Annotated in this window: 26 protein-coding genes and 2 pseudogenes; 13 read left to right on the top strand and 15 right to left on the bottom strand. The window is 59.5% G+C overall.

The genetic code is table 11. From position 1 onward, the window contains the following. Window positions 1-45: 45 nt before the first annotated feature. Complete coding sequence (locus tag M1D43_RS30060; protein ID WP_127578428.1) at window positions 46-849, top strand: AfsR/SARP family transcriptional regulator; 804 nt, start codon at window positions 46-48, stop codon at window positions 847-849. Then, window positions 812-1375, top strand: coding sequence for a hypothetical protein (locus M1D43_RS30065; RefSeq protein ID WP_127638097.1), 564 nt, complete (start codon window positions 812-814; stop codon window positions 1373-1375). Before M1D43_RS30060 ends, M1D43_RS30065 begins: the two co-directional genes overlap by 38 nt. Window positions 1376-1438: 63 nt before the next feature. Here M1D43_RS30065 and M1D43_RS30070 read toward each other — a convergent pair. Both M1D43_RS30070 and M1D43_RS30075 read right to left on the bottom strand, forming a co-directional pair. Further along, window positions 1439-1589, bottom strand: a pseudogene (locus tag M1D43_RS30070) (carbon-nitrogen hydrolase family protein); the annotation flags it as partial. A gap of 25 nt (window positions 1590-1614) precedes the next feature. After that, the gene (locus M1D43_RS30075; RefSeq protein ID WP_127509171.1) at window positions 1615-2235 is read right to left on the bottom strand and encodes a TetR/AcrR family transcriptional regulator; all 621 of its coding nucleotides are present in this window, start codon (window positions 2233-2235) and stop codon (window positions 1615-1617) included. A gap of 115 nt (window positions 2236-2350) precedes the next feature. Here M1D43_RS30075 and M1D43_RS30080 point away from each other — a divergent pair, with 115 nt between their 5' ends. Then, window positions 2351-3169, top strand: coding sequence for an NIPSNAP family protein (locus tag M1D43_RS30080; protein ID WP_234827314.1), 819 nt, complete (start codon window positions 2351-2353; stop codon window positions 3167-3169). A gap of 323 nt (window positions 3170-3492) precedes the next feature. Here the strand turns inward: M1D43_RS30080 and M1D43_RS30085 are convergent, their stop codons facing one another. After that, the gene (locus M1D43_RS30085; RefSeq protein WP_088195809.1) at window positions 3493-4398 is read right to left on the bottom strand and encodes a LysR substrate-binding domain-containing protein; all 906 of its coding nucleotides are present in this window, start codon (window positions 4396-4398) and stop codon (window positions 3493-3495) included. Window positions 4399-4501: 103 nt separating this feature from the next. Here M1D43_RS30085 and M1D43_RS30090 point away from each other — a divergent pair, with 103 nt between their 5' ends. From M1D43_RS30090 to M1D43_RS30110, 5 genes are read left to right on the top strand one after another with little or no spacing between them, the layout of a single operon-like run. After that, on the top strand, window positions 4502-5683 hold the full coding sequence (locus M1D43_RS30090; RefSeq protein ID WP_127509165.1) for a trans-sulfuration enzyme family protein: 1182 nt from the start codon (window positions 4502-4504) through the stop codon (window positions 5681-5683). A gap of 36 nt (window positions 5684-5719) precedes the next feature. Next, a complete protein-coding gene (locus M1D43_RS30095; protein WP_127638096.1) occupies window positions 5720-6736 on the top strand; it encodes an amino acid ABC transporter substrate-binding protein in 1017 nt (338 codons plus the stop codon). Window positions 6737-6753: 17 nt separating this feature from the next. Further along, complete coding sequence (locus M1D43_RS30100) at window positions 6754-7905, top strand: amino acid ABC transporter permease (protein WP_127638095.1); 1152 nt, start codon at window positions 6754-6756, stop codon at window positions 7903-7905. Further along, window positions 7902-8999, top strand: a complete 1098-nt coding sequence (locus M1D43_RS30105; RefSeq protein WP_127638094.1) for an amino acid ABC transporter permease — start codon at window positions 7902-7904, stop codon at window positions 8997-8999. Before M1D43_RS30100 ends, M1D43_RS30105 begins: the two co-directional genes overlap by 4 nt. After that, window positions 8996-9742: an amino acid ABC transporter ATP-binding protein gene (locus M1D43_RS30110; RefSeq protein ID WP_088195814.1), complete on the top strand. Its 747-nt coding sequence runs from the start codon at window positions 8996-8998 to the stop codon at window positions 9740-9742. Before M1D43_RS30105 ends, M1D43_RS30110 begins: the two co-directional genes overlap by 4 nt. 347 nt (window positions 9743-10089) lie before the next feature. Here M1D43_RS30110 and M1D43_RS30115 read toward each other — a convergent pair whose 3' ends face one another. Further along, window positions 10090-10743, bottom strand: coding sequence for a hydrolase (locus tag M1D43_RS30115; protein ID WP_127509159.1), 654 nt, complete (start codon window positions 10741-10743; stop codon window positions 10090-10092). A 153-nt stretch (window positions 10744-10896) separates the two neighbouring features. Between M1D43_RS30115 and M1D43_RS30120 the strand changes: the two genes are divergently transcribed. Together M1D43_RS30120 and M1D43_RS30125 are read left to right on the top strand one after the other, a co-directional pair. After that, window positions 10897-11790, top strand: a complete 894-nt coding sequence (locus M1D43_RS30120) for a LysR family transcriptional regulator (RefSeq protein ID WP_088195816.1) — start codon at window positions 10897-10899, stop codon at window positions 11788-11790. Between the two features lie 146 nt (window positions 11791-11936). After that, window positions 11937-12332 (top strand): response regulator, encoded by a 396-nt coding sequence (locus M1D43_RS30125; protein ID WP_127509156.1) that lies wholly within the window; start codon window positions 11937-11939, stop codon window positions 12330-12332. An 18-nt stretch (window positions 12333-12350) separates the two neighbouring features. Here the strand turns inward: M1D43_RS30125 and M1D43_RS30130 are convergent. After that, a pseudogene (locus M1D43_RS30130) lies at window positions 12351-12458 on the bottom strand (class I SAM-dependent methyltransferase); the annotation flags it as partial. Between the two features lie 437 nt (window positions 12459-12895). Between M1D43_RS30130 and M1D43_RS30135 the strand changes: the two are divergent. Beyond that, window positions 12896-13246 (top strand): hypothetical protein, encoded by a 351-nt coding sequence (locus M1D43_RS30135; protein ID WP_088195818.1) that lies wholly within the window; start codon window positions 12896-12898, stop codon window positions 13244-13246. Between the two features lie 21 nt (window positions 13247-13267). Here M1D43_RS30135 and M1D43_RS30140 read toward each other — a convergent pair whose 3' ends face one another. From M1D43_RS30140 to M1D43_RS30150, 3 genes are all read right to left on the bottom strand, one after another. Then, window positions 13268-13549, bottom strand: coding sequence for a hypothetical protein (locus M1D43_RS30140; RefSeq protein WP_127579024.1), 282 nt, complete (start codon window positions 13547-13549; stop codon window positions 13268-13270). A gap of 47 nt (window positions 13550-13596) precedes the next feature. After that, a complete protein-coding gene (locus M1D43_RS30145; RefSeq protein WP_088195819.1) occupies window positions 13597-13953 on the bottom strand; it encodes a hypothetical protein in 357 nt (118 codons plus the stop codon). Between the two features lie 148 nt (window positions 13954-14101). Next, on the bottom strand, window positions 14102-14425 hold the full coding sequence (locus M1D43_RS30150; protein ID WP_088195820.1) for a hypothetical protein: 324 nt from the start codon (window positions 14423-14425) through the stop codon (window positions 14102-14104). A gap of 205 nt (window positions 14426-14630) precedes the next feature. Here M1D43_RS30150 and M1D43_RS30155 point away from each other — a divergent pair, with 205 nt between their 5' ends. Continuing rightward, window positions 14631-15680 (top strand): extracellular catalytic domain type 1 short-chain-length polyhydroxyalkanoate depolymerase, encoded by a 1050-nt coding sequence (locus M1D43_RS30155; RefSeq protein ID WP_088196370.1) that lies wholly within the window; start codon window positions 14631-14633, stop codon window positions 15678-15680. A 98-nt stretch (window positions 15681-15778) separates the two neighbouring features. Here M1D43_RS30155 and arsH read toward each other — a convergent pair whose 3' ends face one another. From arsH to M1D43_RS30180, 5 genes are all read right to left on the bottom strand, one after another. Then, window positions 15779-16486: an arsenical resistance protein ArsH gene (gene arsH, locus M1D43_RS30160; protein ID WP_088195821.1), complete on the bottom strand. Its 708-nt coding sequence runs from the start codon at window positions 16484-16486 to the stop codon at window positions 15779-15781. Continuing rightward, the gene (arsC, locus tag M1D43_RS30165) at window positions 16479-16904 is read right to left on the bottom strand and encodes an arsenate reductase (glutaredoxin) (RefSeq protein WP_088195822.1); all 426 of its coding nucleotides are present in this window, start codon (window positions 16902-16904) and stop codon (window positions 16479-16481) included. Before arsC ends, arsH begins: the two co-directional genes overlap by 8 nt. A gap of 2 nt (window positions 16905-16906) precedes the next feature. Beyond that, window positions 16907-17605: an aquaporin gene (locus tag M1D43_RS30170; protein ID WP_088195823.1), complete on the bottom strand. Its 699-nt coding sequence runs from the start codon at window positions 17603-17605 to the stop codon at window positions 16907-16909. A gap of 66 nt (window positions 17606-17671) precedes the next feature. Further along, on the bottom strand, window positions 17672-18199 hold the full coding sequence (locus M1D43_RS30175) for an arsenate reductase ArsC (protein ID WP_088195824.1): 528 nt from the start codon (window positions 18197-18199) through the stop codon (window positions 17672-17674). Further along, complete coding sequence (locus tag M1D43_RS30180) at window positions 18196-18549, bottom strand: ArsR/SmtB family transcription factor (RefSeq protein WP_040120628.1); 354 nt, start codon at window positions 18547-18549, stop codon at window positions 18196-18198. Before M1D43_RS30180 ends, M1D43_RS30175 begins: the two co-directional genes overlap by 4 nt. A gap of 629 nt (window positions 18550-19178) precedes the next feature. Here M1D43_RS30180 and M1D43_RS30185 point away from each other — a divergent pair. After that, window positions 19179-19892, top strand: coding sequence for a 3-keto-5-aminohexanoate cleavage protein (locus M1D43_RS30185; RefSeq protein ID WP_127509154.1), 714 nt, complete (start codon window positions 19179-19181; stop codon window positions 19890-19892). 247 nt (window positions 19893-20139) lie between these two features. Here M1D43_RS30185 and M1D43_RS30190 read toward each other — a convergent pair whose 3' ends face one another. Both M1D43_RS30190 and M1D43_RS30195 read right to left on the bottom strand, forming a co-directional pair. Next, entirely contained in the window at window positions 20140-20463 is a 324-nt protein-coding gene (locus M1D43_RS30190) for a type II toxin-antitoxin system RelE/ParE family toxin (protein WP_017265035.1), read from the bottom strand. Further along, window positions 20460-20735, bottom strand: a complete 276-nt coding sequence (locus M1D43_RS30195; protein WP_013845882.1) for a type II toxin-antitoxin system ParD family antitoxin — start codon at window positions 20733-20735, stop codon at window positions 20460-20462. The genes M1D43_RS30190 and M1D43_RS30195 overlap by 4 nt, the downstream gene beginning before the upstream one ends. Between the last annotated feature and the right edge of the window lie 195 nt (window positions 20736-20930).

Below are 20930 nucleotides of genomic sequence, written 5' to 3' on the forward strand. Positions count from 1 at the left end.
CAACCGCTATAGCCATCATCTCGGCCCTCACCCTAGCGTTGCTGAATGAAATTCTGGTTGCGCACATTCGGCGATTTGCGCCTGCTTGATGAGCAGGGACACGCCACCGCTTTCCCTGAAAAAGGTCTTGTGATCATCGCTTGCTTGATCGCAGCGGATCGGGCCTCCGTCCCAAGGGTGACCGTGGCCGAATTGCTTTGGCGAAAGAGCACCCCCAGCACGTCATTCACCAATCTTCGCAGTTTGATCTCGCGGATTAAGAACAGGCAGTTGGAACTCGACAGGCATTTTCTCTCGTTCTCTGAGAGCAGGATCGAACTCAATCCGTCCTTGCTTAGCTGCGACGTTTCTGCCTTTGGAGTAGCAGGACCAGAAGAGCCATTCGAAAAACTCGCACTCCTCGTTGAGCGCTTTCATGAGGGGCTATTCCTGGAAGGGATCAGTCCCCGAAGCATCGTTTTTAGCGATTGGCTCGCGCAACAGCGAGAGCGGCAGACGATAGCGCTGGAACGCGCGGTAGACATTGCCAGACCTCTCGCTGCAAAACCGGGCGAAATTGCCCTCGTCAAGGAAGCCGCGCTTCTGGTTTCCCTCGCGCACCCGCAGGATGAAGTTGCCCGCAGAGTGTTGATCGAGGCCCACGATGCACAGAGTGAGGTGAACCACTTTCGAAGTGTTTTTGAGCGACGCAGCCGTCTGCTCTCATCATGGGCAGCGGCCGCCAAGCGATCGGTGAAGGGTGCCGTCGTATCAACCAGGGCCGACTCGCCGACGTTGGAGGTGCCAGCCACGGAAGCGGCGGTACACCCCCATGGCCCGCGTCCCGCGCTTGTCATTGCTGCCACCTAGCAACCGCGGCAGCGACCCGGCGGCCGCCGGAATCGTGACGGCCCTTCTCGAAGACATCACCATCGGCTTTTGCGTGCTCAACAGCAATCAGGTCATGGCGCCGTATTCCGCTGTTCAGATCAGCCGGCAGACTGCCGATAAAGCGGCGGCGTTCGAGCACCACGACGTCAGCTATGTTCTGGACACCCGGTTAAGCGGGGTCGATAGTGATCTTTCTCTTTTCTGCCAGCTTATATACATGGCAAGCGACGAGATCGTTTGGGCCGAGCGGTTCAGCATCGACGGGCGGGACCTGGCGCGGAACAACCGCGACATATCTCGGCGCTTGGCACTTTCGGTGGCGAGCGAAATCGAGCGTCATCGGATCACCCGCGCTCATTTTGAGCAGAACCCTGCCGCCTATCATCGCTATCTCATCGGACGGCAGTACTTTTCGCGCTTGACGTTGCCCAGCCTGCGCCGGGCCCGAACGCTCGCATCGAATTTCCCGGACTCAAACGCTCTTCTTGTCCCCCCGTCCATTTAGGACAGATGGTTAGTCTCTGATCGGCTGGTATCTTCGTGAGGCTGTCTGCTCTCATCGGGTGCCGAAGATTTCGCCGTAATGGAGTTCCATGCCAAGCGCACATCCGAAACGGAGGCCTGACCTCGAACGTCGTCTTCCCCGGCGAATAGATGAACGATATCTTTGTGTTGAAAGCATCCGCTCGTTCATATCGGCCAACCAGCTCGCCGGTGTCCAGCAAGGGTCGCGATGAGTTCTCTTCAAATGATGTCCCAGTCAATCATGATACGTTCGAGCTGGCTGGCGCAGGCCTTGAGTGGAGCCGCGGTCTGACTGGCCCGGGCCATTGCCATGGCGCCTGAATAAGCGGCAACGACGAGCACCGCGAAAGCGTCGGGATCGACCTCATTGAGCGCCCCTTGGCGGTCACGGATTTTTCTGGCGATTGCGTCGCGCCAGCGACGGAAGGTCAGCTCGATCTCATCGCGGAAATCCGGGTCTTGCCGCGCCATGTCATAGGACAGGTTGTTTAGCGGGCAGCCGGTCACAGATCCACGGCCTTCGAGTTCGACGGCGATCTCACCGAAGATGGACAGAATGCCCTCGCGCGCGCCGGAGGCTGCCTGTAGTGGCGCGATCCACGTCTCCTCGACCGCTCTGGTGACCCGGTCGCGTAGGACCGACAGGCCGAGGTCTTTCTTGGTCGGGAAATGATGGGCGAGCGCGCCACCGGAAACACCGGCCTCGCGCTTGAGATCGTGCATCGAAGTCGCGTGGTAGCCGTTGCCGACAAAAGCAGCATAGGCGGTATCAATCAACCGCTCCCTCGTGCCCCTGGGATCGTTTCGCCGTGCGTCTGGCCGCGCCGCATCCGTCGTCATTTGATCCTCCATTATCGCTGCGTCGCCGGCCGGAAGATAGCAGCTTGACAGAACAGGACAAGTGTCCTGTATAGTCAAAACAGGATGATCGTCCTGCCAAAGGGAGAACTATGCAATGAAAGCGTTGGACACGACTGCCGAAGGGCCCATGCCGGCACCTGCAGGCCAGGATCCGATCTCCGTGGTGGAGCTGCGCCGATACCGCTTGCATCCGGGAAGCCGCGAGAAATTGATCGAGCTTTTCGATCGGGAGTTCGTGGAGACGCAGGAGGAGGCCGGCATGCATGTCATCGGCCAGTTCCGTGACCTCGACGCGCCCGACAGCTTCGTCTGGCTGCGCGGCTTCGCCAACATGACTTCCCGCGAGACGGCGCTGCGGGCCTTCTATTCGGGGTCGATCTGGGCCCAGCATCGCGATGCCGCCAACGGAACGATGGTGAACTCTGACAACGTTCTGCTGCTGCGCCCGCTCTCGCCGGAGAACGCATGTAGGATGACGGCTGTACGGCGACCGCCTCGCGATGCAAAAGGGAGCCGGCCCGGTCTCGTCGTCGCAACGGTCGCACACCTTGCTCCGCGAACCGACGGCGCCTTCGCGGAGTTCTTCATCCGGGACTTGTCGCCGATCTTAATTCGGGCGGGCGCGACCGTGCTTGGGACCTTCGTCGCGGAGCGATCTCAAAACACCTTTCCGCGCTTGCCCGTGAGGGAGGGAGAAACCGTCTTCGTCTGGTTTTTGCTCTTTCGCGATGAGGTGGCCTATGACGCTCACCTCGATGCTCTTTCAGAGACGCGGGAATGGACCGAGCGCATCCTTCCGGAGATGGACAGCCGCGTGTGGCGGCCGAACGAAATTTCCCGGCTGACGCCGACAGCGCGGTCACTGATTCATGCTGAAGGCCTTTCATCGCTCGCGATGAAAGTGCCCAGCTAACGAGACGACAGATGAAACTATTTTTCGGGCCGCTCGGCCTTTTTGAGAGAAACTGGGTGGAGCGGCTGGGTTCCGAGGTGCAGCCGGCGCACAGCCGCGCAGTGTCGGGGCGCACCGACGCAATTTCGACACACGACGTATGCCGACGGCCCGGCAGAGCTGGAGCGGCTGGTGCCGGGGCTGCAGCTCATCGAGGATCATTCGGATGGGACGTCGCTCAGGTGGCGCGGATGTCACCCACCGCCCAGACGACTGCCGGGCGCCTCTGCCGCCCGGACGAACTCGCCCTCTTCGGGCGTCTCGAGAGGTAGCCGGAGGCGATTTCATACGTCTACGCGTACTGCGGAGCGGACGTTTCTTACCGCCAGCAACGAGGACACGAAGGCGCGCACGAGTCTCGCCTTCTGCATGTCGGGGCGGAACAAGAGGTAGCTTTTGAAATAAACTGCCGGCTCGAAAGGCCGGAATATCAGCCCGCGCTCGGCGAAGCCGTCGATGGCCAGAGGATTCACAATTCCGATGCCGACCCCCTCCAGCGCCAGCGCGCAGGCCGTTATGGCGAATGGCGTCTCGATGACGAGGTTTGGCTTCGCGCCGGCTTGCTCGCAGAAGCGGTCGAACTGGAGACGTGCTCTGTCTTCGGGAGAGAGGGCGACATAGTCAACGCCATCGAAGTCCTCCGGCCGGATGACCTTCTTAGACGCAAGGCGGTGACCTGCGGGGATGGCACACAGTGCAGGAAAACTGCCGAATACCTGATGCTCAACGCCTGACAGGTCGACTTCGTCTGCCGCAAGCCCGAGATCGTATTCCCCGTCTACCACGTGGTTTCTGACCGACGCAGAGGTCATGATGCTGAGGGTGACGATTGCCGACGGGAAGCTCTGTCGAAACCGCTTCACCGCACGGGGCACGATGGTTGATCCAGCGGCTGCGAGGCTTGCCACGCGAATCTGCCCGGAGCCGAAGTCTCGGATACGAGCCGCCGACGAACGCAACAGATCAAGGCCTTTGAAGCTGGCATCGACATCCCGGTAGAACGCTTGGCCTTCAGGCGTGGGGATCAGTCTTCCCTTCACGCGATCGAACAGTGCGAAGCCAATAGCCTCTTCCAACTCGCCGACCAAGCGGCTGACGTTCGGTTGCGTGACGCCCATAAGCTCAGCCGCACGTGAGACAGTGCCGCTGATGATGACGGCGCGAAACGCCTCGATCTGACGGAAATTCATGTCGGACGCCTATACGGATTACGCATAGACTTAGACACGCTGGTCAATTGTTTGTCTACCCTGCGTCCGCTTAGACTGCTGGAAATTTCAACGAGGACAATCCATGCGTGACAAGACGCTGTGCGTAAAGTGGCCCGAAGTTTCCCATGAAGGCTTTGCAAGCCTCGCAATACCGACTTACCGCGCTTCGACAATCGTGTTCGATAGCGCGGAGGCCTACGCCAATCGCAAATACCGGGGCCCGGATGGCTACACCTATGGCCTGCACGGCACACCAACCTCGCGCACGCTGGAAGCGTCGATTACCGCGCTGGAACAGGGTCTGCGAACTGTGCTGGTGCCATCCGGTCAGGCAGCGATTACCATCGTATTCCTGGCTGTCCTGCTGCCTGGTGATAGTGTCCTGATACCTGACACGGCCTATCCACCGGTCGCAGGCTTCTGCGAGAACTATTTGAAGCCGCGCGGCATTTCATACCGGATCTATGATCCGATGATTGGAGGCGCGATCGCCGGGTTGATCGATCCGACGGTAAAGCTGATTTGGACGGAGTCACCCGGCTCCACCACCATGGAAGTACAGGACATTCCCGCAATCGTCGCAGTGGCGAAGAGCCGAGGCGTTCTCACCGGCTGCGACAACACCTGGGCTACGCCGCTCTACTTCAAGCCGCTCGCCCACGAGATCGACTTTTCTTCCATGGCCCTGACCAAATACGTTGGTGGTCACTCGGACCTTCTGATGGGATCGATCGCGGTCAAGGACATCGACCTGTATCGCCGGATCAAGGACACCATGCGGATGATCGGGCTCGGCGTGTCTCCGGATGACTGTGCTCTGGCTCTGCGCGGGATGGAAACCATGGGGGTTCGTCTCGGCCATTCCGGAGGGGTAGCGCTTGAATTTGCCAAGCGGATCGCCAGCCGGGTGGCACCGGGTCTGGTCCTTCATCCTGCATTGCGAACTGCCCCCGGGCACGAGGTATGGAAGCGAGACTTTTCCGGATCGAGCGGCGTATTCAGCGTCAGCATCCCTGCGCACGCCGAAGAAGCCTTGCCGGATCTGCTGACCGCCGCAAAGACCTTCTCGATTGGAGCGTCCTGGGGAGGAACCCACAGTCTGCTTGCCCCGATGACCATCAGCCGCGTGGCGGATGCCAATGCCCATCCAGGAACGATCCTCCGGATCAGCATCGGTCTTGAGGACGAAAATGACCTTTGGGCCGATCTCGAACCAATCGTGAATGTCATCGCATCTGAACCCGCGATTGCAAGAACCGCCTGAACAGGCCAACCCGATAAGAAAAAAGGGAACAACGTCATGAAAAACTGGAAGATTGCGACCCTTGCCGCCGGTGTCGCGCTCGCCGCAACCACCGCTCACGCGGGACCCACATTGGACAAAGTCAAAGCCCGCGGACACATCGTCTGCGGCGCAAGCCAAGGCACCGTTGGCTTCGGCTCGCCGGATGACAAAGGCTACTGGACCGGGCTCGATGTGGAAACGTGCCGTGCGGTGGCCGTTGCGATATTTGGCGACAAGGACAAGGTGGAGTTCGTTCCGCTCAGTGGCCAGCAGCGGATACCTGCCCTCCAAACAGGCGAAATCGACATTCTGCCGCGCACACTTACATGGACCCTGCAGCGAGATGCCAACGGCATCAACTTCGCCACGCCGACCTACTACGAGTTCACCGGTTTCATGGTGGCTAAGTCGTCCGGCGTTACGAAGGTCGAGGAGATGACAGGTGCGTCCGTGTGTGTGCAGACGGGATCGACAACGGAGGTCGTGGTTAACGACGTCTCCAGCAAGCTGAACCTCGATCTGAAGCCGGTGGTGTTTGACAATGTCGCGGCCACCCGGCAGGCGTTCTTTTCCGGCAGATGCGATGCGCTGATTACCGACGCAGCGGCACTTGCTTCCGTTCGCGCCACGCAGTCGGATAAACCCGATGACTATGTCATCTTTCCGGCGACCAAATACATGGATGCGCTAACTCCAGCCGTCCGCCACGGTGACGACAACTGGCTGGACGTCGTCAACTGGTCGATCCAGGCGCTGTTGAACGCGGAGCTCTACGGCATCACTCAGGCGAACATCGATGAGATGCTGACGACAGACGACCCGCGCGTGAAACGCTTTCTTGGTGTCGAGCCAGGCAATGGCAAAGCACTCGGTCTTGATGACAAGTTCGCCTACAACATCGTCAAACAGCTGGGCAACTACGGCGAAGTGTTCGACCGCAACCTTGGCAAAGGCAGCGCTTTGAAGATCGAGCGCGGTCCAAACAAGCTCTTTTCCGACGGCGGCATGATGTTTCCGATGGCATTCCAATAGGATCGGAGGAGACATCCATGTTTTCGGCCGTTCTGGACAACAGACGATTCAGAAGTTGGGGCGGGCAAATCCTGCTGCTGACCGGCTTGCTGGCCCTTCTCGCCTGGCTTGTGGCCAATACCGTCACCAACCTCGATGCCCGCGGGATCCGTGTGGGCTTTGACTTCCTGTGGCGAACCGCGAACTTCCCCATCTCGGAAAGCGTCGTGCCATACGACCCTTCTGACACTTTCCTTTGGGCCTATGTTACGGGCTTGGGCAATACTCTGGCGATCTCGTTGCTCGCAATTTTGCTCTCGACGGCTCTTGGCCTCGTTGTCGGGCTCGCGCGGCGTTCAAAGCACCCGCTCACGGCCGGCGTGGCCGGCGTCTTCGTAACCACCACGCGAAACATGCCGCTGATCGTCCATCTGTTGTTCTGGTATGCAGTCGCAACGACCGCCCTGCCCGCGCCGCGCCAGGCTTACAATCCGGTTCCTGGCGTCTTCCTCTCACTCCGTGGGTTCTACATCCCGTCTCTCAACCTGGACGACGGTGCAGTAGCACTCCTGTGTCTCGTTTCTGCCGGTGTCCTGATCGCTGTCATTTTCGGCCGCCGCATCCTCTCGACATTCGGATTGAAAGCTCGACATCCTTTTCTGTCCCTGATTGCCCTGGTGATGCTATTCGCGATCGTCCTAGGACTGACGCTTCAGCCGACGGCCGAAATCAGTTTCCCCGAAATGAAGGGTTTCAACTTCGCGGGCGGTCTGAGACTGTCGCCCGAATTTGCGGCCCTCATGCTGGGGCTGGTGATCTACACCTCGGCGTTCATCGGCGAAATCATCCGCGGTGGCATTGATGCAGTGTCCCTCGGGCAATGGGAAGCGGGGCGCGCAATCGGCTTGTCGGAGCGGCACACGCTCACCAAGATCATCATACCGCAAGCGCTACGGGTCATCATCCCGCCGATGACGTCGCAGTACCTCTCCACAGTCAAGAACACGACCTTGGCTCTCGCCGTCGGATATCCCGAACTCGGTCTGGTCGTCGGGACGGTCATCAACCAGACCGGTCAGGCGATCGAGAGCATTGCCCTCCTGCTGGGCATCTTTCTAACGATCAGCATCGCCGTATCGCTCTTCATGAACTGGTACAATGCACATGTTGCATTGGTGGAGGCACGATGACCGCGATCGACATCAGTACTCCGGTTGCACATATAGAGCCTTCAGCTCCGCCAAAGCCGCCGCGCAAACCGATCCTTCACCTTTTCTTCGGCGACCTTGTTGCCTCGGTTCTCACCGTCACCACCGGCTTTCTGCTGATGCTCATGATCCCGGCTCTGAACTGGGCGGTGCTCGATGCAGTGTGGTTGGCGCACGATCCGTCCACTTGCCGTGAAGGCGGCGCCTGCTGGGCGTTTATCACGGCAAAGTTCCGGTTTATCATTTTCGGCGTTTACCCGCCGGAAGAACAATGGCGCCCGCAACTGGTGACCGGCCTCATCCTCACGATGAGCCTCACCTCTCTTTCGCCGAGGCTGTGGGGCAAGAAGCTCATCTATACGTGGGTCTCGGCGGTTGCGGTCATGCTTATCTTGATGTGGGGCGGCGTCTTCGGAATGACGCCCGTGCCGACGTCAAGCTGGGGCGGACTGCCAATCACGCTGCTGCTCGCGCTGCTCTCGCTGAGCCTTGGTTTTCCCTTCGCCGTCTTCCTCGCGCTCGGCCGGCGTTCAACGCTCCCGATCCCCCGATTGTTGTCCTTGCTGACAATAGAGCTTGTGCGAGGCCTGCCGTTGGTCGGGCTGCTGTTCGTGGCATCGATCCTGCTGCCGCTTCTGCTCCCTGCCAGCTGGTCGATCGACAAACTCGGCCGCACCTTGGCGGCGCTGACTGTGTTTGCCGCCGCCTATCTAGCGGAGGTGATCCGCGGCGGCCTTCAGGGTATTCCAGCCGGCCAGATCGAAGCAGCAAAGGCGCTCGGAATTCCAAGCTGGAAAGCGGCTTGGCACATCGTGCTCCCACAAGCACTTCAGAAGGTCATTCCACCGTTGACCAATACGGCAATCGTCATGGTGAAGAACACGAGCCTCGTGCTGATCGTCGGCGTCTTCGACATGCTGAGCGCCAGTCGTGTAGCAGCCACTGATCCTCTGTGGCCTGCGCCTTATGTGGAAAGCTATGTGTTCGTCGCCTTGATCTACTTCCTGATCTGCTTTGGCATATCCAACTACAGCCGCTGGCTTGAATGCCGCGTTCAGTCCCGGAGCTACCGATGATGACAATTCGACCCAACGCCATCGAGGTCTCCGCCCTCGACAAGTGGTATGGTACATTCCACGTGCTGAGGAACATCAATCTCGGCGTGGCGGCCGGGGAACGGATTGTCGTGTGCGGTCCCTCAGGCTCCGGCAAGTCGACACTCATCCGCTGCGTCAATCGCCTGGAAGAGCACCAGCGAGGCAGCATTTCCGTCAATGGCATAGCGCTCAACGAAAGTGTCAAGAACCTCGACGCGATCCGGCGCGAGGTTGGGATGGTGTTCCAGCACTTCAACCTCTTTCCGCACCTCACAGTGAAGGAAAACTGCGCCCTGCCACAGATTTTGTCGCGCGGAAAGCGGCGTAAGGACGCTGAGGAAGTGGCCACGCATTTCTTGGGTAAGGTGCGGATCCCGGAACAGGCGGACAAGTATCCCGGGCAACTATCGGGTGGACAGCAACAGCGCGTCGCGATCGCCCGGGCGCTCTGCATGACACCAAAGATCATGCTCTTCGACGAACCGACCTCAGCGCTCGACCCGGAAATGGTCAAAGAGGTCCTCGACACTATGGTAACTCTTGCCGGAGAAGGAATGACCATGATCGTCGTTACCCATGAGATGGGCTTCGCACGCAAGGTGGCAGATCGCGTCGTCTTCATGGAGGAGGGCCAGATCGTAGAAATAAACGAACCTCAAGCTTTCTTCGACGCTCCGGAACAAGAGAGCACCAAGCGATTTCTAGCCAACATCATGCACTAGCGCGGTCTCGCGAGCGCACATTTTGCGGTATCGCGAACCAAATGCCGTGCCAGGTCGTTTCGGTCGATACATTATGCGATCCTTCAGCACAGAACGTGAACATGCCGTGTCGAGTAGCAGACAGGCTGAGAACGACTGCCCTCGGATCCCATTGCAATCAGCCGAGCTGATCGCGCTACGGCGCAAATCGACCGGTTGCGAAAGCTCATGGTTACGACCCGGAATTTCCGGTTATGATCCAAACGAGACCTCGAACCTTGGCGTCCAACGCATGGGGATGACGAGCCTAGATAAGCAATGAACTTTTTACATCGCTTCGTTCATGGTTCTCGTCATCCCCGCTCAAATCAGCCTGCATTGCTCGGCACTGGCGTGTTGAGCAGCTGCTGCTCCCACAAGTACGCGATGCCGCTACCCGCGGCATGCTGCTTGAGCACGTCGGTCAACTCTGCGGCGTGCTCCGTCCGGGCCCAGTCGCGCTGCCATTCCGCCGCCAGCGCCAGCCAAGTCATCATGTTTGCGCCGGCCGCGATCATGCGCTGGATGGCGACCTCGTGAGCCTCTACCGAAACAGCGCCCGACGCGTCGGCGATGACCGTCACGTCCCAGCCTTCGCCAAGGGCCTGGATCACCGGCATCGCGACGCATATCTCGGTCCACAGGCCAGCGATGATCAGCTGCTTGCGCCCCGTTGACTTGACCGCGTCCACCACCTTCTTGTCTTCCCAGGTGTTGATGAATGTACGGTCGATCACCTCTTGGCCCGGGAACACGTCGGTGATTTGCGGGAAAATGAGGCCGCCACGGTCAGCGATCACGCTGGTCAGAATGGTGGGGACGCTGAAGGCCTTGGCGGCCTTCGCGAGAGCCGTCGCATTGTTGACGACCATCTGTGGATCGTGGCTGTTAAGGTTCGCGAGCTGGTAAGGCTGGTGGTCGATCAGTACCAGCACGGAGTCTTTGGGACGAAGAAGCGAAGCAAGGCCGTTACGAAAGTTCATGGATAATCCTCTGCTGCCGTTTGTGTGAGATCGGTTACTGGCAGACATGCGCCGACAGCGGCGCGCCGCCTGCGATACGAACACTGTCATTCCCGTTTGCGATACGGTAGCCTCGCTTTGTGCCAAGTTGTGTCGCGGGATGGGGAACGCTAAGTGGATATCGAGGAACTGCGGACATTTGTGGAAGTGGCTGATGCCGGGGGTGTTTCGCCCGCCGCCCGGCGTCTCGGCGTCTCCAAGTCAATGGTCAGTCGGCGGCTCTTCCGGCTTGAAGCGGAACTTGGCGTCCAGCTTCTTGCACGAACGACCCGCGGCGCGGCACTCACAGAAGCCGGGATAACGTTTCGCGACCATGCAGCAAGGGTCTGCGCCGAGATCGACCAGGCTAGGGAAACGATCCTACCCGCCGGTGACCTTTGCGGCCGCTTGCGAATTGCCGTGCCGCTCTCCTTTGGCCCGACCCACTTCGCCCCCGTGCTCGCGGACATGGCGCGACGTCACCCGCAGCTCCACATCCATGCTTCCTACAGCGACCGTTTCGTTGATCTCGTCTCGGAAGGCTTTGATTGCGCCATCCGAGTAGGCTATCTGCAGGACTCCAATATGATCGCAAAACGCGTCGGGCCACTTTACGGGAGGCTGGTCGCAAGCCCGGAGTATATCAGCAGGCACGGTTCCCCCGAGACGCCGGAGGCGCTCATCACCCACCAGGCCCTGATGCAAGGAACGGAAGCCTGGCAATTCATGGATGGTGACGAGATCATTACGGTTCATCCACGGGGACGGTTCAAGGCCGACAACGCACTGGCTCTCGCCGCCGCCGCATTGGCAGGGGTTGGCATAGCTTGGATCCCCGACGGCGTAACCCATGAGCATATAGCATCCGGCGCGTTGGTTCCGGTCATGACACGCTATCCCCCGCCTCCGGCAGGCATATATGTTATCCGCCCGCCGGGGCAGCATCCCGCAAGAAAGATACGTGTCCTTACCGAAATGCTGATCGAGTGTTTCCAACAAAGTGCGGCACCTGTGGACGCAGGCCGGTGAGTCACGAACGTGAGTGGTCGCTGCTGCCGCGCGAACATCCGGTCTGACCTGGCGAGAAACCTGAGCAGGCGCCGAATTCAGTCACATCAAGGGAACCGTTTGCCAAACCGCGCGTTCACGGGAACCTTATTCTCGGGGGACAGGCATTGGAATCAGTCACCATATTGCTCGCAGAAGACGAGACTCTCCTGCTATTGGACTTCGAAGACGCGCTTAAAGAGGCCGGGTTCATGGTTCTGGCGGTGACGAGCGGCAAGAAGGCAGTCGAGCACTTGAAAGCCGCAGAGTCCTCCATTGCTGGAATAGTCACGGACATCCGCTTCGCTGAATCCCCGAGCGGTTGGGACGTCGCCCGCATTGCAAGGGAGATCGACCCTGAGATGCCGGTCGTCTACATCAGCGGAGACAGTGCTCCCGATTGGGCCTCTCAAGGCGTTCCTAAAAGTATCATGATCGAAAAGCCTTTTGTCATGTCACAATTGATCGTTGCAATTTCGCAGTTGCTAAATGACAGAACGGCAGGAGTCGCAGCTTTGGAATAGCTTGGGGGCTAACCCTCACGCGAATGCATCGGGAAAATCCAGTTCGAACCAACGAACTCCCGGCCCAGGATCAATCCGGAAGATCCGACTGCCGAGACCACAGCCGAGATGGAGAACAGTCGCCTCGGGTAGCGCTCGATGCTTTCCTCTCCGCATTGGCGGATCCGCAGCGACAGGCCGCGTTTGGATAGGTCTCCCTCCACGGTATCGAAATAAACAGATCTCCGCCGAAGAATGGTTGGGGACTGCCCAAAAGGGTTCTTCTCCAGGAGCGATGAGGCACCCGCCGCGGACAGCTCGAGCTTATGTCCATCTCCTGCATCATGCCCTCGGCAGCCTTCCGCAGAAAATGGAAGGCAAGCATTCGGATGGTCCGTGATACAGCCGTCATAAACAAGCTCTCGAATTCTAAGAAGCAGTCCGGACAGCACGTCTTCGGCGACTCCCGAGCATCGGTTTGAACGAACGGTTGCACGCGGCGATCTGGAAGCTAGCCCAGTTTCTTGCTATGTTCCTGAACAGTGCAGGGAAATTCGACGTTCCAGAGATCAGGAGAACGATCTATGGCCAAGAAGCACCGCATTCCGAAAAAGGTCGCCGGCGTTAAAGTCCCGAAGGGCTTACGCAAATCTAAGGCGCTCAGAGCGATGATGAGCAGCGATGTCGGACGCGATGTCCTGGCAAACGCGCTCAAAGCGGGGGCCGGCGCCGCCGCGGCTGTCCTGATGGACCATCGCGACGATGTCGGGGACGCCGCAAACGCCGTGACAAAGAAAGGCGCCTCTGCAGTCGGTCTCGCCCGCGAGGCAATGCAAAGCGGCTTTTCCGCAGCAATGGAGGTGGTGCGCGATACCATCCCCTCGAATAAAAAGAGCAAAGGTAAAAGCCCCGCCAAGAGTGCTCAATTGCATTAATGCCATCGCGTCGACACTTGGCTATTCTTCCCGAAAATTAGCTGAAGTCCCGACAAGCGGGACGGAAGGCGGCCGCGCGCTTGCGTCCGGCTCTGCGCTGCCGTCATCATCGCGTTGACGCACCACCTCAAAAAGATCGCTCACGCCGACTTGCGCCGCTCGCGCCAAGCCCGCCCCCAGCAGCCTTGCCGCGATCAGCGGATGTTCTCGGATCAGCACGGAGATGGCTCGCACAGAGGCGGCGACGACCAGTCGCGAGGCAAACTCGCGACCGTAATGCGCTATCAGGAAGCGCTCTATCACACCGAGCCCATCGTCCGATTCGCGGCCATGGTCGCGCCCCGCTGCGCCTAGTGCATCGCGGCGCGCCGGGAAGGGGAAGCCTTCTTCCTCCGCTTTGACTTTGTGGGGAGCTCAGAACGCCGCACCACGTCCATGGCAGCAGAAAACGCACCCTGCAAGGCTTCTCCCGCCACGCCAACCGCTTTTGCACCCTTGCGAGCGGTCGCTTTGGCTGTGTCACCCACGTCTTGGCGCTGTTCAACCAGAATCGCCGCGGCAGCACCTGCCCCCGCGGTAAGGGCGTTGGCGAAAACGTCACGCCCAACACTGGTGGCCATCATCGACCGCAACACCTTGGACTTACGCAGCGGCTTAGGAACCTTCACGCCTGCAATCTTCTTCGGGACACGGTTTTTCTTTGCCATTGGCGTTCTCCTTGACTTGCGCCGGAACGTTCAAGGGCGGTTGGAGTTCCGCGATCGGGAGGGCACGCATTGGGAATTATGGGCAATCACACACTTAGGCCGCAGCGAGACCACCCTCAATTTCCGAAGATCACGAAGCGATTTTGCTTCAACGCGGCTCTGTGGCGGGCGATTGTTTGATTCTCTCGCGGGAGATCGATGGCGCGAGTTCGGCCGGATCATCGTCCTGTTCGACATCATCGGCACGGACGTCATCCAGGCGGTGCTTAATGGCTAAGGCGTAGATTGTGCTGAGGATGTTGCGATCCTTCAGCGCGGGGTCGCTCAAAGCCAGCAGCGAAGCGCGGACGATTTTCTTGCTCGATGTCTTTGGACAACGCTCTGCTACAAACTCATAAAGCTCCTTGTCGGAGTGGCCATGCATGGCGCCCTCGACCAGGGCTTCGTAAATCTTCTTCCGCTTCTCACCCATGCTTTCATCCTCCACTGCGGTCTGCAGGTGGCCCATATTTCAGCATATCAAAAATCATACCAATAAAATCTTCGGCCGAAACTTCAAGCGCGGTTAAGGAGCGCTCGCTTCCTAACACCACGTCATTTTGTTTTGTGCAGTGCAGCAACTAAATTGCATTCTGAGCGTTTCCGAGGTGTCCTAGACAATGACCAAGGAGAGCAGTGTGCGATCTCTTTCAGCCACTTTGAGGCGCCTCAACCGACTCTCTGAAACGGATGCTTCACGGTTCCGCTCGGCTCGGCTTAAGCCTTTGGAAGGCTTCGGATCAAATCCCGGTCAACTGCGCGCCTGGTCCCACGTTCCGGTGGAGGTCGGAAGGTCCCCCGCTCTCGTGGTGGTCCTGCACGGGTGCACCCAGACCGCAGCGCTCTTCGATGCCTGCTCAGGCTGGTCGCGACTTGCCGACGACAATGGCTTCGTCGTGCTGTTTCCAGAACAGCTCCGCTCCAACAATGCGAACTTGTGCTTTAACTGGTTCAATCCCGTCGATATCCGCCGGAATTCCGGGGAAGCTCTCTCCATCCGGCAGATGGTCGAGCACATGATTAAACGGCACAGTGTGAATCCTAGCCGCGTATTCATCACGGGCCTTTCGGCAGGTGGGGCGATGGCGAACGCAATGCTGGCCGCCTACCCGGAGGTCTTTTCGGCAGGGACCATTCTCTCAGGCCTGCCTTATAAGGCGGCGTCGACAGTCCCGGAGGCCTTCGATCGCATGCGAGGGCACGGTCTGCCGGATGGTCAAACCCTGCGAACGAAACTCCGCAACGCTTCGGATCACCAAGGACCTTGGCCAACAGTCTCCATCTGGCACGGTGCCAAGGATGACACCGTGGTCCCCGCCAATGCAAGGGCGATTGTCGAACAGTGGCGGGGCGTGCATGGGGTCGGCCGGCAACCGACTGTCACGCAGCAACGGGGTGGTGGATCGCTGGACATCTGGAAAGACGCCAGCGGTCGCGACGTCATAGAACTCTATACCCTGCCCGGCATGGCTCACGGGGTAGCTATCGATACCTCCGCGGGCTACGAAATGAGTGGGAGGTTCTTCCTGGACGTCGGTCTCTCCTCCACGATCGAGACCGCTCTGGCTTGGGGGCTGATCAAAACGCCGATCGAGAGGAGAATAAAAACGCCGTCGCGGACCCCAGATGGGATCAGTGCGGTGATCGAGAGGGCTTTGAGGGCAGCAGGGTTCATCAGCTCCAAGTGAGGCAATCGCATTCTCGGCGCCTTCCACCCGCATGTTCACCGGGAGTACTCCTTGGCAAGTGACTCGGATGCGAGTTTGCTCGACCTGGTTGGGGAGGTTCAGATTGAACTGAGCCTGACCCGCTGTTCGAGTTTTTCCGCGTCTTCCTTGCGTTCGCTGTATCGGTCGACGAGATAGGCCGAAGCGTCACGGGTCAGCAGTGTGAATTTTACGAGCTCCTCACAGACGTCCACGACGCGGTCGTAGTATGACGACGGCCTCATGCGCCCGCTTGCGTCAAACTCCTGGTAGGCCTTCGCGACCGAGGACTGGTTCGGGATCGTGATCATGCGCATCCAACGGCCGAGCAGGCGGAGGGTGTTCACCGCGTTGAAGGACTGGGAGCCGCCCGACACCTGCATGACCGCCAGGGTCTTGCCCTGGGTCGGTCGGATCGATCCGATCGACAAGGGTATCCAGTCGATCTGTGCCTTCATGATCCCGGTGATCGCTCCGTGGCGCTCGGGACTGACCCAGACCTGGCCCTCGGACCACCCGCAGAGTTCGCGGAGTTCCTGGACTTTCGGATGGCTGACCGGTGCATCGTCCGGCAGCGGCAGCCCGGACGGATTGAAGAAGCGTACCTCGGCCCCAAACTGCTGCAGCAATCGCCCAGCTTCCTCGGCGAGGAACCGTGAGTAGGACACCTGGCGTAACGATCCGTAGAGAACCAAAATGCGCGGCCGATGGCTGGATACCGGCGGCCGAAGCGCGTTGATGTCGGGTGTGCGCAAATGGCAGGGATCGGCAGCTGGAAGATCAGACAAGGCGGCGCCCCTCCTCGTCGAGGACCTTTTCGCCGTCTTCTTTGACGAATGCTCGGTCGAAGGCGTTGGCGGGCAGAATGTCGAGAACCGCCTCCGACGGCCGCGCCAGCCGGGTGCCCAACGGGGTGACGACGAACGGTCGATTGATGAGGATCGGATGCTCAAGCATTGTATCAAGCAATTGGTCATCAGTCACCGAGGCGTCGTTCAGGCCGAGTTCCTCGTAGAGGGTTCCCTTCGCCCGGATCGCCTCGCGAACCGAGAGGCCGGCGTCGCGAATCATTTGTGCAAGCTCGTCGCGGCTCGGCGGCGTCTTCAAATATTCGATGACGGTCGGCTCGATGCCGGAGTGACGGATCAGCGCCAGCGTATTGCGCGAAGTTCCGCATTGGGGATTGTGATAAATAGTGCCGTCCATGGTCATTCGGTTCCTGTGACGGTAACAGGTGAAGCAGAGGCGCTTCGCTGCACGAGCATCCACCCGGCTAGAGCCGCAGCGACAAGCGCGCCAAGAATTTCGGCGACGATAAAGGCTGGGACATCCAACGGGCGGATACCCGAAAAGGTGTTTGACAAGGCGCGGGCAATAGCGACGGCGGGATTCGCGAATGAGGTCGAGGCAGTGAACCAATATGCCGCCGTGATGTAGAGTCCCACCAGCCACGGAATGCCTTCACGTCGGCATCGCAGCCCGGCAAGGATCGTAAAGACCAGACCGAAGGTGGCGACTGTTTCGGCGATCCACTGCCCCGCTCCCGTTCGTACCGTCTCCGATATCTGGAAGATCTCGACCTCGAACATTGAATGGGCAATCAGCGTGCCGGCAATGCCGCCTAAGACCTGGGCGAGGATGTATAGCGTAGCCTCAGGTATCTCGATCTCCCGCCTCGCCGCGAAGACCATCGTCACCGCCGGGTTAAAGTGCGCGCCGGAGATCGGTCCGAGAATGCTGATCAACACGACGAGGATCGCGCCCGTCGGTATCGTATTGCCGAGCAGCGAAACCGCCACATCGTCGGAGAGGCGATCGGCCATGATCCCGGAGCCGATGACGGTCGCCACCAGAACGGCCGTGCCCAGGGTCTCGGCGGCGAGGCGACGATTAAGGTCGAACACCATGTTTCAGTCCCGTGTGATTGCTGTTCTGCACTGGTTCAGAGGGCCGATGGCTGGCAACAATGCCGGTCATCCGAATTCGGACCTTGCCGAAGTGGAACCCTCCATCTGGCCGATCTCGTGTAGCTTGGACGTCAGGCTCATCCGCTCAAGACTCTCCACTGGGAGAGCGGCAAAAGCTGCAATGCGAAGCTTCATGTATCGGAGCGTGGTTGCGAAGGCGACACGCCTGTCGGCGTCTGCGCCCTCGACCGCTGCTGGATCCTCCACACCCCAGTGGGCTGATATCGGATGGCCCGGCCATACGGGGCAGGCCTCCCCCGCTGCGCTGTCACAGACGGTGAAGATGAAATCCATCTGTGGAGAATCCGAACCTGCAAACTCTTCCCAACCCTTAGAGCGTAAGCCCTCTACGGGATAGTTGTGGCCTGCAAGGGTCTCGATCGCCAAAGGGTTCACCTCCCCCTTCGGTTGACTTCCGGCGGAGAAGGCGTTGAATTTGCCACCCCCGTCCTTTCGCAGCACGCTCTCGGCGATGATCGACCGGGCGGAGTTTCCCGTGCAGAGAAACATCACGTTGAACTTCGTCTTGGTCATTGCGACACCTTCTCCTTTGAACAGCAGGGCACGAGTTCCTCGATCAGCGGCGCGCAGAGGCTGGCATTCCCTCCACAGCAGTCCTTGACGAGGAACAGGGTCAACTCGCGAAGGCGCGCCAACTCGGCGCGGTAGACGATCAGCCGACTGTGGCGTTCGGAGGTAACGAGACCTGCCCGCGCGAGAATGTTCAAATGGCTCGACATGGTGTTGTGAGGCACCGCCAGGGCACGTGCGATGTCGCCTGCCGGCAACCCCTCGGGTTCATGCCGGACGAGGAGACGGAATGTCTCCAGACGGGTCGACTGCGCCAGCGCCGCCAAGGCCAGAATAGCGGTTTCTTGTTCCATATGTCGAGAATACCGGAAATGTCGACACCGTCAACCGTTTGATACTGCGCCGGGTGGCTGAGCAGCGGCGTCCGCGCTTACCTGTCGTGGCGATCGAGACAGCGAAAGTCGACGGCGCTGCCGGCGGTTCGGCCCATTCTGCCGAGCGACAGCGCCTTAGATACCCGCTCACTGGGATGCGACGGGGCCCCCATCACATGTCGAGTGCGTTGGATGGCAAAACCTAAGATACCGCGCGTGCGGATATCAGGTAATCCTGCAATGGAAGGTAGAATATGCGACAATCGGCGGCAATCGGTGCGGCGTTGTCGAAAGGTTCTCGGCGGCACGCATTCTCCAACAATGTCGCCGCCCGGCGAAATCGATCGCTTCCTGGCCCCGCGCAGTTCCAATCGGAGGCGCTGTTAGAAGCACAGCGGCAATCCCTGTCGTTCCTGACGATACAATATGCGATCTTCTTAGCCCAGAACGTGAACATCCTCGCAACGAGCCGTGCACAGAGCTCGTGACGAACGGCTCCCTTCGCCCGCAAGTGGTCGTCAGCGATGGGCGCAATGAGCGGCTCGAATGAGCCCATTGCAGACCTTCTCTCTACAGCTAACATGGCCCCACAAATACTGGAGACCAACATGATCGTCCAAGCCTGCCTTAACGGTGCACGTCCTAGCGACTATCACCCGCGGCTACCGCTCACGGCGGATGCCATTGCCCTCGACGGTGCGGCATGCATCTCCGCGGGGGCTGCCGAACTTCACATACACCCCCGCGGCCCGGACGGACGTGAGAGCCTCCTGGCGGTCGATGAGGCGATATACGCCGTGCGGCGCGCTTGTCCGGGAAGTCTTGTCGGAGTGTCAACGGGCGCGTGGATAGAACGCGACGAGAAGCAGACGCGAGACTGCATCTCTGCTTGGCGGCAGCTGCCCGACTACGCCTCCGTCAATATCTCCGAGCGAGATGCTCCAGCGGTTATCGCGTTGCTGCACCGCATGGGTGTCGGCGTCGAGGCGGGATTGGCCACGGTCGCGGATGCCGAGCGATTTGTCACGCTTCCGGATCGCCATCGAGCTTTCCGCATCCTCATCGAGATCGAAGAACAGGACCTCGGAAAGGCTGACGCAATCGCGGATGGGATCGCGCAAGTTCTTGAGCGCGCGAATATCCTACGACCAGTCCTTCTACACGGGTTGGACGCGACCGCTTGGCACTTCGTCAACCGCGCGCATCAACGGCGCTGGTCTACGCGAGTTGGATTGGAGGATGGGTGCCAACTTACGAATGGTGAAATAGCGGGTGGGAACGCCGACCTCGTGGCAGATGCGCTTCAAATCTTTCGCTCGTAACATGCCAGATTGGCCTTCCATTCAGCACGGTAACACCCCGCTCGAATGGCAGCTTCGTCCGCATTTCGGCGGTCCCGTGTGCTGACCATGGGCGACTTCTCACCACCCATTGCGGTCTCCGAGGTGAGTTTCGGTCCTTCGCCTTGCAGGGAGTAGAACCTGAGACCCCCGTCATTTGACGTCTGACGCAGTTGAGAGGATACGAACCGCCGGCCCACCAATAGCTTCGGCGGGAATGTCCGAGCGGTCAGTGATTGTTCGGCTCCTGCATCCATTGCGGAATGTCTCGCTTGGCATGTAGCACGCGCCACACATCGACATGATCTGGCTGGTCGCGATACAAAATGAGATAGGGATATCGCTTCAGAGAGACACTCCGTAGGTCAGGCAATCCCAATTCGTATGCATATCGCAACGATCCGGCCTCCGGATGGCTCGCGATCGAAGCGTACGCCGCTTGAAGTGCGTCGATAAATCCGAGGGCGACCTCGGTTCCTGCTTCGCGTGCATAATAGTCAATGGCCGCCTCGACATCGCTGCGCGCCAACTGCCGCGGGATAATAGTCTTCACTTGCTGTGCTCACCACGAACTCGATCGCGCAGACTGGTGAAATAATCGGCGTCGACCGGCTCAGTTGGTGCGGACGAGGCTCCGTCAAGCAACAGCCTGCGTAACGCGAGGCGATCCTGATCTCGACGTATCAACTCCCGAATATACTCACTACTTGTCCCATAACCCCGTCCGGCGACTTGCTCATCGACGAAGCTCTTAAGGTGGTCCGGCAGGGAAATGTTCATTGTGCCCATGCAAGTGACTATACCGGTTTTGGCAAAAATTGGCAAGACCGCTCGCTTCCCTTCAACCACGAGACCGACGCCGCAATGCCGAATCCGCAGCATGGCAGTGACGCAGGTTCCCGTCGATACATTATGCGATCTATTTAGCCCAGAACGTGAAGATCCTTGCAACAAGCCGTGCCCGGGCTCGTGATGCACGGCTTCCTTCGACCAAGAACGAAGCCGCTCGCGCGACGGTGG

It is taken from the genome of Ensifer sp. R1-3 (assembly GCF_056739175.1).